The organism is Rhizobium chutanense (genome assembly GCF_002531935.1).
In the GTDB taxonomy this organism is placed as follows: domain Bacteria; phylum Pseudomonadota; class Alphaproteobacteria; order Rhizobiales; family Rhizobiaceae; genus Rhizobium; species Rhizobium chutanense.
This window is the reverse complement of sequence record NZ_NWSV01000003.1, coordinates 229872-242806: the sequence shown is the minus strand read 5'-3', so window position 1 is coordinate 242806 and position 12935 is coordinate 229872. Positions and strand designations below refer to the sequence as shown.

General features: G+C 62.2%; 14 protein-coding genes. 7 read left to right on the top strand and 7 right to left on the bottom strand.

Translation table 11 applies throughout. The features are described 5' to 3' along the window. Nucleotides 1-2 precede the first annotated feature (2 nt). Nucleotides 3-1166 (bottom strand): alanine racemase, encoded by a 1164-nt coding sequence (gene alr, locus CO666_RS06205; RefSeq protein WP_097611213.1) that lies wholly within the window; start codon nucleotides 1164-1166, stop codon nucleotides 3-5. 189 nt (nucleotides 1167-1355) lie between these two features. Here alr and CO666_RS06200 point away from each other — a divergent pair, with 189 nt between their 5' ends. The 3 genes from CO666_RS06200 (at nucleotide 1356) to CO666_RS06190 (ending at nucleotide 3263) form a co-directional block, all read left to right on the top strand. Beyond that, nucleotides 1356-2177: an AraC family transcriptional regulator gene (locus tag CO666_RS06200; protein ID WP_097611212.1), complete on the top strand. Its 822-nt coding sequence runs from the start codon at nucleotides 1356-1358 to the stop codon at nucleotides 2175-2177. Between the two features lie 67 nt (nucleotides 2178-2244). Further along, the gene (locus CO666_RS06195; RefSeq protein ID WP_097611211.1) at nucleotides 2245-2964 is read left to right on the top strand and encodes an AzlC family ABC transporter permease; all 720 of its coding nucleotides are present in this window, start codon (nucleotides 2245-2247) and stop codon (nucleotides 2962-2964) included. After that, nucleotides 2961-3263 (top strand): AzlD family protein, encoded by a 303-nt coding sequence (locus CO666_RS06190; protein ID WP_097611210.1) that lies wholly within the window; start codon nucleotides 2961-2963, stop codon nucleotides 3261-3263. Before CO666_RS06195 ends, CO666_RS06190 begins: the two co-directional genes overlap by 4 nt. A 147-nt stretch (nucleotides 3264-3410) precedes the next feature. Here the strand turns inward: CO666_RS06190 and CO666_RS06185 are convergent, their stop codons facing one another. The 6 genes from CO666_RS06185 to CO666_RS06160 all read right to left on the bottom strand — a co-directional run bounded on the left by CO666_RS06185 (nucleotide 3411) and on the right by CO666_RS06160 (nucleotide 9068). Continuing rightward, a complete protein-coding gene (locus CO666_RS06185) occupies nucleotides 3411-4907 on the bottom strand; it encodes a replicative DNA helicase (protein WP_085738887.1) in 1497 nt (498 codons plus the stop codon). 329 nt (nucleotides 4908-5236) lie between these two features. After that, a complete protein-coding gene (rplI, locus tag CO666_RS06180) occupies nucleotides 5237-5815 on the bottom strand; it encodes a 50S ribosomal protein L9 (protein ID WP_085736759.1) in 579 nt (192 codons plus the stop codon). A 21-nt stretch (nucleotides 5816-5836) separates the two neighbouring features. Then, nucleotides 5837-6823 carry a DUF2232 domain-containing protein gene (locus CO666_RS06175; protein ID WP_097611209.1) on the bottom strand — a complete coding sequence of 329 codons (987 nt, stop codon included), beginning with the start codon at nucleotides 6821-6823 and terminating at the stop codon, nucleotides 5837-5839. Between the two features lie 156 nt (nucleotides 6824-6979). Beyond that, nucleotides 6980-7228: a 30S ribosomal protein S18 gene (gene rpsR, locus CO666_RS06170; protein ID WP_003547038.1), complete on the bottom strand. Its 249-nt coding sequence runs from the start codon at nucleotides 7226-7228 to the stop codon at nucleotides 6980-6982. Between the two features lie 14 nt (nucleotides 7229-7242). Further along, the gene (rpsF, locus tag CO666_RS06165; protein WP_097611208.1) at nucleotides 7243-7707 is read right to left on the bottom strand and encodes a 30S ribosomal protein S6; all 465 of its coding nucleotides are present in this window, start codon (nucleotides 7705-7707) and stop codon (nucleotides 7243-7245) included. Nucleotides 7708-8024: 317 nt separating this feature from the next. After that, complete coding sequence (locus CO666_RS06160; RefSeq protein WP_097611207.1) at nucleotides 8025-9068, bottom strand: aldo/keto reductase; 1044 nt, start codon at nucleotides 9066-9068, stop codon at nucleotides 8025-8027. A 214-nt stretch (nucleotides 9069-9282) separates the two neighbouring features. Between CO666_RS06160 and fabD the strand changes: the two genes are divergently transcribed. The 4 genes from fabD to fabF all read left to right on the top strand — a co-directional run bounded on the left by fabD (nucleotide 9283) and on the right by fabF (nucleotide 12874). Further along, entirely contained in the window at nucleotides 9283-10227 is a 945-nt protein-coding gene (gene fabD / locus CO666_RS06150; RefSeq protein WP_097611410.1) for an ACP S-malonyltransferase, read from the top strand. 30 nt (nucleotides 10228-10257) lie between these two features. After that, on the top strand, nucleotides 10258-10995 hold the full coding sequence (fabG, locus tag CO666_RS06145; protein ID WP_039618906.1) for a 3-oxoacyl-[acyl-carrier-protein] reductase: 738 nt from the start codon (nucleotides 10258-10260) through the stop codon (nucleotides 10993-10995). 286 nt (nucleotides 10996-11281) lie between these two features. Continuing rightward, the gene (locus tag CO666_RS06140) at nucleotides 11282-11518 is read left to right on the top strand and encodes an acyl carrier protein (RefSeq protein WP_003547058.1); all 237 of its coding nucleotides are present in this window, start codon (nucleotides 11282-11284) and stop codon (nucleotides 11516-11518) included. A gap of 93 nt (nucleotides 11519-11611) precedes the next feature. Continuing rightward, nucleotides 11612-12874 carry a beta-ketoacyl-ACP synthase II gene (gene fabF, locus CO666_RS06135; protein ID WP_097611205.1) on the top strand — a complete coding sequence of 421 codons (1263 nt, stop codon included), beginning with the start codon at nucleotides 11612-11614 and terminating at the stop codon, nucleotides 12872-12874. Nucleotides 12875-12935 lie beyond the last annotated feature (61 nt).

The window sequence follows — 12935 nt, the reverse complement described above, 5'->3', positions numbered from 1 at the left end:
TCCTACTCCTCGGCGACATAGCGCCGCTCGTGGCGCAGCCCCATGCTGGTCAGGATCTCGTATCCGATCGTGCCTGCCGCCCGGGCCACGTCGTCGACCGGCACGTTCTTGCCGAACAGCTCGACATAATCGCCGGCGCGCACGGCATTCTCCGGCAGGTCGGTGATATCGAAGATCGTCAGGTCCATGGTGATCCGGCCCGCGACCGGCACCTTGTGTCCGGCGATGAAGCCTTGCCCGCCTTGCGGCACGGCCTGGCGCAGCGGCACGCCGCCGCTCGACTGGCTGCGCATGTAGCCGTCGGCATAGCCGGCAGAGACGATCGCCAGCCGGCTGTCGCGGCGAAGCTGCAGCGCCCGCCCGTAGCTGACGGTTTCGCCGGCCTCGACGCTGCGCACCTGGATGATGCGGGCTTCCGCGGTGGCGACCGGCCGCATCGGGTTCGTCATGCCGCTGACCGCCTCGCCGCCATAGAGCGAAATGCCCGGCCGCGTCAGGTCGAAGTGATAATCCTCGCCGAGAAAGATGCCGGCCGAGGCGGCAAGACTTGAATCGATGCCTTCATAGGCGGCGCTAACCCTGTGGAATGATTCGAGCTGGCGCCGGTTCATCGCATGGCTGGGATCGTCGCCGCAGGCAAGATGGCTCATGACCAGCACCGGCGCGAAACTGGCCGGCCGAGAGACGTCGTCGGCGAGCGCGATCGCATCGTCCATGTGCAGTCCGAGCCGATTGAAGCCGGTATCGACATGCAGCGCGCAGGGGTAATCGCCGTAATCGGCAAGCACGGCCATCCAGAAGGCAAGCTGCTCGTCGGAGGAAATCACCGGTACCAGATCATTGTCGAAGAAGCGCCGCTCGGTGCCCGGCCATATGCCTGACAGCACGAAGATGCGGGCGTCCGGCGCATAGAGGCGAAGTGTGACGCCCTCGTCGACGGTCGCAACGAAGAAGTCGCGGGCGCCTGCCATATAGAGCGCTTCGCCGGCATCCTCGATGCCCATGCCATAGGCATCCGCCTTGACGACGGCGGCAGCACGCGCCGCACCGGAGCGGCGCGCCATGTCGCGCCAGTTTTCCGTTAGGGCCGCCAGGTCGACGGTCAGCCGCAGGCCTGCGGATGCAAAAAGATCGTCGTCTTCGAAGGGAATAGGAAAATCTGTCATGAATCGCCGTGAAATAGTGGAAGGAAACCGCCTGGACCAGTCTAGAGAGCATTGCGGTTAAGGGAAAGCGCAGGCAGCCACATACCACCCTTTGCTTCTTGCACGATCACTTTTGTTCAAGACGCATGCCGGCTTCGGCGTTAATCTAATCGGATGCACAACGTATCACAGAAAGAGGCGGCAGACGCCATGCCGCTTGCCAACGTGGAAAGGGCCCGCTTCTGGCGGGATGGCCGCTTCCGCGATATGGAGTGCCTGAGCGCCACTTTCCTGACGCACGAATACGCGCCGCACGCGCACGATACGTTCAGCATCGGCGCGATCGAAAGCGGCACTCAGATCGCTACTCTCAGCGGCAGGAAAGAGGAAACCGGCCCGGGTGATTTTTATCTCATCGATCCCGGCGTCGTTCATGACGGCACGCCCGGCGGCGAAGGCTATCGCTATCGCATGATCTATCCGGATACGAAGTTGTTCGTCGATATTCTGGAGGATGTCACGGGCAGGGCCTTCCACGCGACGCCGTCCTTCTCCAGTGCGCTTCCGCGCGATCCGCAACTTGCCAATGCGTTTCATGCCGCCCACCGCACGCTCGAAAGGGCAGCAGGCGCGCTGGAGACCGATGAAAGCATGTTCTCGGTGCTGGCGGCGATCTTTGCGCGCCACGGCAGCACGATCGTCGTGCCTGTCGATACGCAGGAACGAAGCGCGGTCGCCCGCGCCCGCGACTATCTCATCGAGAATTTCGACAGCGATGTCGGCCTCGAGCAGCTGGCCGGCGTGGCGGGATTGAGCCGCGCTCATCTCATCCGCGCCTTCCGCAAGGAATATCACATCACCCCGCATGCCTTCCTCACCGATCGGCGCGTGCAGGTGGCCCGCCGCCTGCTGCGGCAGGGGCGCATGCCGGCCGACATCGCGCTTGAATGCGGTTTTGCCGATCAGGCGCATTTCACCCGGCACTTCAAGGCGCGCACGGGCGTAACCCCCGGCCAATTCCGCACCGGCTGATCACTTTCGTTCAATACAGCCATGGCGGGCTGGGCTAAGCCTCCGCGATCTTGATCAGGAGGTTGCCATGTTGCAGCACAGCCGGCCAGCCGGTGAATTTCTTATCGGCGAATTTCTTGCCGGAATGCGCGCCATCTTTCCGCTTGTCGTCGCTGTCCTGCCGATCGGCCTCGTCTTCGGCGCGGTCGCGGCCACCAAGGGCATTTCGCCGCTGGAAACGACGCTGATGAGCGCACTTGTCTTTGCGGGCGGCTCGCAATTCGTGGCGATGGACATCTGGACGCATCCGGCAAGCTGGATCGGTGTCGGCTTCGCCGCCCTACTGGTCAATATCCGCCACGTGCTGATGAGCGCGTCGATCGGCACGAAAATGCAGTCCTTCCCTGGCATCAAACGCTATATCGCCATGCTCTTCCTCGCCGACGAGCTCTGGGCCATGGCGGAATTCCGCGCCGGTAGCACACGGCTGACACCCGCCTGGTATGCCGGCATCGTCGCGCCGTTCTACCTCACCTGGGTCGGCTCGTCGCTGACGGGCGCTCTGCTCGGCGCCTTTCTCGGCAATCCTGCCGTCATCGGCTTCGACTTCGCCTTTCCGGCGGTTTTCGTCGTGCTCGTCATGGGCTTCTGGAAGGGCCCGGAAACCGGCGCCGTCCTCGCCGCAAGCGGCGTTGCCTCCGTTGCGGTTCATCACTTCGTGCCCGGGGTCTGGTATATCGCCGCCGGTGCGCTGGCCGGGCTGGCAACGGCCCTCTGGCAGGGCAGGGCGCGGGAGCAAGCGGCATGACGCTCGACCTCAACACCCTTATCGCCATCCTCGCGATGGCTGCCGCAACGGTCTTCACCCGCGTTGGCGGCCTCGTGTTGATCCGTTACATAGAGGTGGACGAGCGGCGGAGAACGGCGATCGAAGCCATTCCGCCGGCCGTGCTGATGGCTGTCATCGCCCCGACCGCCTTTGCCGTCGGTTGGGCGGAGACGCTGGCCTGCGCGGTAACCGCCATCGCTGCGCGCCGCCTGCCGATGCTTGCAAGCGTCGTGGTTGGTGTGACGACGGTCGCCCTGTTGCGGGCCGTTGGGCTCTAAAGCGGTTCAGCTTAACGGAAGCGCAGAACCGCTCTAACCTTTTGCTTTTACGCAATTCCCGGCAAAAGCGCTTCGCGCTTTGCCAGGCAAAACCGCTTCACACCTTTCCTGGAATTGCTCTAAGGGAAATCGACGCGGGAAACCGCGTCAATGTTCCTCGTAATGGGTGAAGGAGGGATCGGCGAGGTCGGCGAAGCGGGTGAATTCCGACTGGAAGGCGAGCTTCACCGTGCCTGTCGGCCCATGGCGTTGCTTGGCGATGATGACGTCGGCCGTGCCCTTCACCTTGTCGAACAGCGCTTCCCATTCCGGATATTTCGGATCCTGGATGTCGCGCGGCTCCGAATTTTTGACGTAGTATTCCTCACGGAACACGAAGAGCACGACGTCGGCGTCCTGCTCGATCGAGCCGGATTCGCGAAGGTCGGAAAGCTGCGGCCGCTTGTCGTCGCGGCTTTCGACCTGACGCGAAAGCTGCGAGAGCGCGATGATCGGAACGTTGAGCTCCTTGCCGAGCGCCTTGAGGCCCGTGGTGATCTGGGTGATTTCCTGCACACGGTTGTCGCTTGACTTGCCCGAGCCGGTCATCAGCTGGATGTAGTCGACCACAAGGACGTCGAGGCCGCGCTGGCGCTTGAGACGGCGTGCGCGCGCCGAAAGCTGGGCGATCGAGATACCGCCGGTCTGGTCGATATAGAGCGGCACCTTCTGCATCATCATCGAGCAGGCGACCAGCTTTTCGAAATCGGCATCGTTGATGTCGCCGCGGCGGATCTTCGAGGAGGAGACTTCCGTCTGCTCGGAGATGATACGGGTGGCGAGCTGTTCGGACGACATTTCGAGTGAATAGAAGCCGACCACGCCGCCGTTTTTGGCTTTCATGCTGCCGTCCGGCTGCACTTCGCCTTCATAGGCGGCGGCGATATTGTAGGCGATGTTTGTGGCAAGCGAGGTCTTGCCCATGCCGGGGCGTCCGGCGAGCACGATCAAGTCCGAACGCTGCAGGCCGCCCATCTTGGAATCCAGCGAATGGATGCCGGTGGAAATGCCGGAAAGCCCGCCGTCACGTTCCTTGGCGACGGCCGCCATGTCGATCGCCAGCGCCACCGCATCGTTGAAGGCCTGGAAGCCGCCGTCGTAGCGGCCGTTTTCCGCCAGTTCGAAAAGGCGGCGCTCCGTATCCTCGATCTGCGACTGCGGCGGCATGTCGAGCGGCGCGTCATAGGCGATGTTGACGACGTCCTCGCCGATGGTGATCAGTGCCCGGCGCAGCGCCAGATCGTAGATTGCCCGGCCGTAATCCTCGGCATTGATGACCGTGACGGCGTTGCTGACGAGGCTTGCCAGATATTGCGAAACCGTCATGTCGCCGACCTTCTCGTCGGCCTTCAGGAAGGTCTTGATCGTCACCGGATTGGCGATCTTGCCCATGCGGATGATATCGCCGGCGACCTCGAAGATCTTCCGGTGCAGCGGCTCATAAAGATGGATCGGCTTGAGGAAGTCGGACACCCGGTAATAGGCGTCGTTGTTCATCAGGATCGCACCCAGAAGTGCCTGCTCGGCTTCGATATTGTTGGGTGCTTCGCGATAATGCTGCTCCGACGGAGCAACAGCTGCAATCTTTCGAGCGGCGTCGTTCATCATCATCCGTTCTGTCTTTTTCCAGTTCCGGATTTGCAATTCCGGACGCGAAAATCAAGAGGCTGCGAAAGGAGGGGGGGCTCGCTTCGTTTAAATCCTGAACGCTGTGCACGTTGTTCGACTTCTCCACAGTCCTGGGCGACACAGTGGAGAAATACTGGCAGTGTCACCCGCACGACACGGTATGGCGCCGACTCAGCCCATCCGTTTCGGAGAACATTATTTTAGCGCGACGCGATAAGGCTCGCAGCAAAAACATCCGGAAAATCCCCAACGAAAAAGCCCGGCACGATGGCCGGGCTTCCTGTCGCGGATCGCTCCGACGAGAATTATGCTTCGTCTTCGTCGATGCCGTCGGCTTCCGGATCGAAGAAGTCTTCAGGACGCAGTGCGTCTTCGTCGACGCCGTAAATCGCGTCGACCGAGGTGAGTTCTTCACCCTTTGCCTGGCGCTCTGCCTCTTCGGCGGAGCGGGCAACGTTCAGCTCGACGTGGATTTCGACTTCGGCATGCAGCTGCAGCTCGACCTTGTGCAGGCCGATCGCCTTGATCGGCGTGTTCAGGTGAACCTGGTTGCGGCCGATGTTGAAGCCTTCGGCGGCGAGAATCTCGACGACGTCACGGGCGGCGACCGAACCGTAAAGCTGGCCGGTTTCGCCGGCGGAGCGAACGACGATGAAGGACTTGCCGTCGAGAACGTCGGCGACCTTCTGGGCTTCCGACTTGCGCTCGAGGTTGCGGGCTTCGAGCGTCGCACGCTCGGATTCGAAGCGGGCCTTGTTGGCGGCGTTGGCGCGCAGCGCCTTGCCGAGCGGCAGCAGGTAGTTACGGGCAAAGCCATCGCGAACCTTTACGGTTTCGCCCATCTGGCCGAGCTTGGAGATGCGTTCGAGAAGAATGACGTCCATTTTCTTTTCCTTTCTTGTGTCTCAGATTTTCGTATCGGATTGTTTGGGGGCATCGGCATCTTTCGTCGGGGTCAGCGCGATCGCTTTACGCGTATCGCTGAGACCGAGAACGAGGATGAGGAAAGCGGGCAGCAGCATCAGCATCGATGCCAGGTAGCTGAGGATGAGGGCCGGCAAACGCCAGTCCTTGCCGCGCGTGCGGAAGTGCAGCGAGGCGAAGCCGGAGAGCATGAAGCCGGCGCCGAAAGTGCCGATGACGGTCGCACCGATTAGCGCCGGAACGCCGCCGAAGAAGCAGGCGGCAAGCCCGGCGAGGAAGATGAAGATCGAGTTGCGGTTCATGCGCAGCGACGACGGAATGTCCTCGCGCGGGCGAAGGCCGAGACCGGAGGCGGCGACGATGCGCACCGCAAAATAATAGGCGGCAAACAGCATCGAGACCCACATGCCGCCCTGCACGGCCGGCAGCATCAGCACGATCAGCGATTTGGTCTGCGCGGTCGCCGCCGGATCGGGCATGAAGTCCGGTTGCTGTTCCTTGACGGAGGCGATCAGCAGATCGACGATCTGATCGGTGATCGCAGGCCCGTAGCCGATGATCACGCCGATGACGATGACGGCGAGTGTCACCAGGCCGCAGAGATGCAACAGGATATCGGAGAGCGGGTACCAGGCAAGCAGATGGTCGGGGCCGCCGAGTTCGGAAGCGGGACGCGCAAGATTGGCGAGATGGCTGAGCCAGCCGGCCGGCAGCAGCGTCACCAGCGTCATGATCAGTGCAAAGGACGGCGACATGACGATCGCGCCAAGTGCCGCTGCCATGACGACCGCCGCGATCGCGGCGGCATTGCCCCAGCCGAGCCCGACGATCAGGATCGGCAGTGCCGAGGCCGTATAGAGAAGCGCGCTGAAAAACGACGGCTGCATGCTCGCCCCCAGCATCAGCAGGAAGGCGGTCAGTCCGGCGAGTGCGCCGATCAGCAGCGTTCTAAGGTTCGGTCGTTTCAAGGTCGCTGTCCTGCTTCATCAAGCAGTTAGAGGATGTTGCTGAATCGAATTCAGAAACGTCTCAACATGGGTTTTAAGAGTTCCGATCCGCGCCCATCGCGGAAGGGAGAAGGGAAGGCACGAATGCCTTCCCTCTGAGTTGGTCGTGTCAGCCGATCAGGCGACGACGTAGGGCAGCAGGCCGAGGAAACGGGCGCGCTTGATCGCCTGGGCGAGTTCGCGCTGCTTCTTCTGGGAAACAGCCGTGATGCGGGACGGAACGATCTTGCCGCGCTCGGAAATGTAGCGCTGCAGCAGGCGTACGTCCTTGTAGTCGATCCGCGGCGCGTTGGCGCCGGAGAACGGGCAGGTCTTGCGGCGGCGATGGAACGGGCGGCGGACCGGAGCGGAGGAAGTTTCAGACATATCTTAGATCTCCCTTATACGCGGTCTTCGCGCGGACGGCGCGGACGGTCTTCACGGTCGCCGAAGCCACCTTCACGCGGCGGACGCGGGCCGCGGTCGCCGAACTCGCGGCGCGGGCCGCGGTCGCCACCTTCGCGCGGGCCGCGGTCGTCGCGGTCGCGCTTCTGCATCATGGCAGACGGGCCTTCTTCATGCTTCTCGACGGCGATCGTCATGTAGCGAAGAACGTCTTCGCTGATGCGCATCTGACGTTCCATTTCCTGGACGGCAGCAGCCGGTGCATCGATGTCCATCAGGGCGTAGTGTGCCTTGCGGTTCTTCTTGATGCGGTAGGTGAGGGACTTGAGGCCCCAGTTCTCGATACGCCCGACCTTACCGCCGTTAGCTTCGATCACACCCTTGTACTGTTCTACGAGGGCATCGACCTGCTGAGCGGAAATATCCTGCCGGGCAAGGAATACATGTTCATAAAGAGCCATGACAGCTTTGCCTTTCTTGCGTTTGGTTCAACCCGATATTCGGCGGCTAAGCCTCAACGACTGCTCCTGATTGGGCGGACCCAGGCAAGAAAGCGTTTTCCGAGACGGTCGAGAGCGGAGACACGGGAGGCTGGAACGCTTCCGTTCCGAACGATTTCCGCATGGAAACCGGCCCTCCGTTCAGCCACCAGCCAGAAGACCGGGTTAACGAACAGGGCGGCTTATACGGATTTTTCGGGCAAAGGCAAGCGCAATCGGACGCCGAAAACCGGATGTAAACCGGTGACCGGCGTCGGATATGCTCTAAAGGAACAGAGTTACAGAGTCAGCGGATACTGCCGGTGCACCTTGGCGATCTCCGCCAGCACCTCGCCCGAAAGCGTCAGGTCGGCCGCGCCGATATCGATTTTCAGCTGCTCCATCGATGTCGCACCGATGATGACCGAGGCCATGAAGGGTCTGGACCGGCAGAAGGCGAGCGCCATTGCCGCCGGGTCGAGGCCATATTTGCGAGCGATCGCCAGATAGGCTTTGGTCGCCGGTTCCTGCAGCGGCTGCAGGCGGCCGCCGATGTCGTGGTTGATCGAGCCGCGCGACCCCTTCGGCCTGCCGCCATCGACATATTTGCCGGTCAGGATGCCGCCGGCGAGCGGCGAATAGGCAAGCAGCCCGACATCCTCGTGATGCGAGAGCTCGGCGAGGTCGAGATCGAAATGCCGGTAGAGCAGATTATATTCGTTCTGGACGCTGGCAACCCGCGGCAGGTTCTTCTGTTCCGACAGCGTCAGGTATTTCTGGATGCCCCAGGTGGTTTCGTTGGAAAGGCCGATCGCCCGGATCTTGCCCTCTTTCACCAGCGCTGCGAGCGTTTCCAGGATGTCGAGCATGTTGGCGACGGCCTTGTCGCGATCCTGGGTGAACGGGTTGTAGCCCCAGTTCTGGCGGAAATGGAAATGGCCGCGGTTCGGCCAATGGATCTGGTAGAGGTCGACGTAATCGGTCTTCAGCCGCGTCAGGCTGGCTTCGAGCGCCAGGCGGATATTCTTGGCATCCGCCCCTTCGCCGCCGCGTATATAGTCGCGGCCGCGGCCGGCGACCTTGGTGGCGAGCACGATATCGCCTCGCTTGCCGGTCTTCTTGAACCAACTGCCGATATAGTCTTCGGTCCAGCCCTGTGTTTCCGGCGAAACCGGGGTGGTCGGGTAGAGTTCGGCGGTATCGAAGAAATTGACGCCCTTTTCGACAGCGTAATCCATCTGCGCATGGGCGTCGGTTTCGCTGTTCTGCGAGCCCCAGGTCATGGTGCCCAGGCAAATCTCTGAAACGGAAATGTCGGTGCGGCCTAGCGAATTGTACTTCATCAGAAAACCTTGGGAGTAAGGAGACTGGCTGGGAGGGCCTTGCGCAAATCTAGGCTCGATTTGGCAGAGCGCAAGAGTAAAAACCGGGCTTTTGCGCGGGTGCGAAAGGCTTTGCGCAGAATGCGCCGCCACTTGACTCTGCCGGAAAGAATGTCAATTGGAGGCAAAACAGCCTCAAGGGGCGCAATCAGGGGCAAGAGCCAGGGACATGAGCATGACCATCGCTTTCACTTTTCCCGGTCAGGGCAGTCAGGCCGTCGGCATGGGCAAGGACTTGGCCGAAAATTTCGCCGAGGCCCGTGCCGTTTTCGACGAGGTCGATGAGGCGCTCGGTGAAAAGCTTTCGGACGTCATGTTCAACGGTCCCGAGGACACCTTGACCCTGACGGCCAATGCCCAGCCGGCGCTGATGGCCGTCTCGATCGCCGTCGTCCGCGTTCTCGAAGCCAAGGGGCTGGATCTGAAGTCCAAGGTCGCCTACGTCGCCGGCCACTCGCTCGGCGAATATTCGGCACTCTGCGCCGCCGGCACCTTTTCGCTCGCCGATACGGCGCGGCTCTTGCGTATTCGCGGCAATGCCATGCAGGCGGCCGTGCCCGTCGGCGTCGGCGCCATGGCCGCGATCATCGGCCTCGAACATGCCGATGTCGTTGCCGTCTGCGAGGAAGCGGCCGCCATCGGCGCGTGCCAGATCGCCAACGACAATGGCGGCGGCCAGATCGTCATCTCGGGCGAGAAGGCGGCCGTCGAGAAGGCCGCCGGCCTTGCGACCGACAAGGGCGCCAAGCGCGCCATCCTGTTGCCGGTCTCCGCTCCCTTCCATTCCAAGCTGATGGCGCCTGCGGCCGAGGCCATGCGCGCCGCACTGGCAACGGTTGCCAAGTCCGATCCCGTCGTGCCCCTGATCGCCAATGTCCGCGCGGCCCCGGTGACCGGCGCCGACGAGATCGCCGGCCTCCTGGTCGAGCAGGTGACCGGCCAGGTCCGCTGGCGCGAGACGGTGGAATGGTTCGCCGGCAATGGCGTGACGACGCTTTATGAACTTGGCTCCGGCAAGGTGCTGACCGGCCTTGCCCGCCGCATCGACAAGACGATCACCGGCATCTCGGTCAACGGTCCGGCGGATATCGACGCGACTGTTGCCGCCCTCATGGCCTGATTGCTATCTCCAGATATAAGGAACGCTTCCATGCTCGATCTTTCCGGCCGCAAGGCTCTCGTCACCGGCGCATCGGGTGGTATCGGCGAGGAAATCGCCCGCCTTCTTCATAAGCAGGGCGCCATCGTCGGCCTGCACGGCACCCGCGTCGAGAAGCTGGAAGCGCTGGCGGCCGAACTCGGCGAACGCGTCAAGATCTTCCCGGCAAACCTCTCCGACCGCGACGAGGTCAAGGCGCTCGGCCAGAAGGCCGAAGCCGAACTCGAGGGCGTCGATATCCTCGTCAACAATGCAGGCATCACCCGCGACGGCCTGTTCGTGCGCATGAGCGACGAGGATTGGGACGCCGTTCTCGAAGTGAACCTGACCTCGACCTTCCGCCTGACGCGCGAATTGACGCATCCGATGATGCGCCGCCGCTATGGCCGCATCATCAACATCACCTCCGTCGTCGGCGTCACCGGCAATCCGGGGCAGGCCAATTACTGCGCCTCCAAGGCCGGCATGATCGGCTTCACCAAGTCGCTCGCGCAGGAAATCGCCACCCGCAACGTGACGGTCAATTGCGTGGCGCCCGGCTTTATCGAAAGCGCCATGACCGGCAAGCTGAACGACAAGCAGAAGGAAGCGATCATGGGGGCGATCCCGATGAAGCGCATGGGCACCGGCGGCGAGGTTGCTTCGGCGGTCGCTTATCTCGCATCCTCCGAGGCTGCCTATATGACGGGCCAGACGCTGCACGTAAACGGCGGCATGGCGATGATCTGAAACGACAAACCGCCGGCATGGGGATATTTCCGCCAATAGCATGTTGAGCAATCACGAAGCGTTGATTTTCTGGCTTTGCGGCAGACATAAAGCATGTTAAGCGGGCCATGACTGTCAACAGTCGTCCCGAGAAAGCAGACGGACCGGCGGGCTTTTTGCAAGCCTGGGACATCTCCGAAGCCGGGTAAACGAGTTTGCCGAGGATGTCTGAAAACATCGCAGGCTGAAACAGGGTAGGGGTGCCGCAACGGCATTCCGATCAGGACATAAGGTCGAGGAAACCGACATGAGCGATATCGCAGAACGCGTAAAGAAAATTGTTATTGATCATCTTGGCGTCGATGCCGACAAGGTCGTCGAGAGCGCCAGCTTTATCGACGATCTGGGCGCTGACTCGCTCGACACGGTCGAACTGGTCATGGCTTTCGAAGAAGAATTCGGCGTTGAAATTCCCGACGACGCTGCCGACTCGATCCTGACGGTCGGCGATGCCGTGAAGTTTATCGAGAAGGCCCAGGCCTGATCCTGTGATTTTGAGAAAGGGCGGGCCTGGAGTCCGCCCTTTTCTTTTCGGCATATTTTTCCATAGAACATAAGAGACGGGGGGAAGCACGCGATGAGACGTGTCGTCATCACAGGTACCGGCATGGTGTCACCCTTGGGATGCGGAACCGAGGTGACGTGGTCCCGGCTGCTTGCCGGCCAGAACGGCGCCCGCCTCGTCACCGAATTCGAGGTCGACGACCTTCCCGCCAAGATCGCCTGCCGTATTCCGATCGGCGACGGTACCGACGGCACCTTCAATGTCGATCAGTGGATGGAGCCGAAAGAACAGCGCAAGGTCGACCCCTTCATCATCTACGGCATGGCCGCCGCCGACATGGCGCTCGCCGATGCCGGCTGGCATCCCGAGACCGATGAGGACCAGATCGCCACCGGCGTGCTGATCGGCTCCGGCATCGGCGGCATCGAAGGCATCGTCGAGGCAGGTTACACCCTGCGCGACAAGGGCCCGCGCCGCATCTCGCCCTTCTTCATTCCCGGCCGCCTGATCAATCTCGTCTCCGGCCAGGTCTCGATCCGCCACAAGCTGCGCGGACCCAATCACTCGGTCGTCACCGCCTGCTCGACGGGCGCGCATGCGATCGGCGATGCCGCGCGGCTGATCGCGCTGGGTGATGCCGATGTCATGGTCGCCGGCGGCACGGAATCCCCCGTCAGCCGCATTTCGCTGGCAGGTTTTGCCGCGTGCAAGGCGCTGTCGACCCAGCACAATGACGATCCGCAGAAGGCTTCGCGTCCCTATGACCGCGACCGTGACGGCTTCGTCATGGGCGAGGGCGCCGGCATCGTCGTGCTCGAGGAACTGGAACACGCCAAGGCGCGCGGCGCCAAGATCTATGCGGAAATCGTCGGCTACGGGCTGTCGGGCGACGCCTATCACATCACGGCACCCTCCGAAGACGGCGAGGGCGCCGGCCGCTGCATGGCGATGGCGCTGAAGCGCGCCGGGCTGACGCCGGCCGATATCGACTATATCAACGCCCACGGCACCTCGACCATGGCCGACACGATCGAACTCGGCGCTGTCGAGCGGCTGGTCGGCAATGCGGCGTCGAAGATCTCCATGTCCTCGACCAAGTCGGCGACCGGACATCTTCTCGGTGCTGCCGGGGCGATCGAGGCGATCTTCACCACGCTTGCCATCCGCGACAATGTCGCGCCGCCGACGCTCAATCTCGACAATCCCGAACGCGAGACGGCGATCGATCTTGTCCCGCACAAGGCGCGTGAGCGAGAAATCAATGTGGCGCTGTCCAACTCGTTCGGGTTCGGCGGCACGAACGCGTCGCTCCTCCTGCGCCGTTACGTGCAATAGAAAGTCCTGCGCGGCGCAACGGGTGTCCCTTACGCCGCGACGGCCGGTTCTCTGTGTTGCG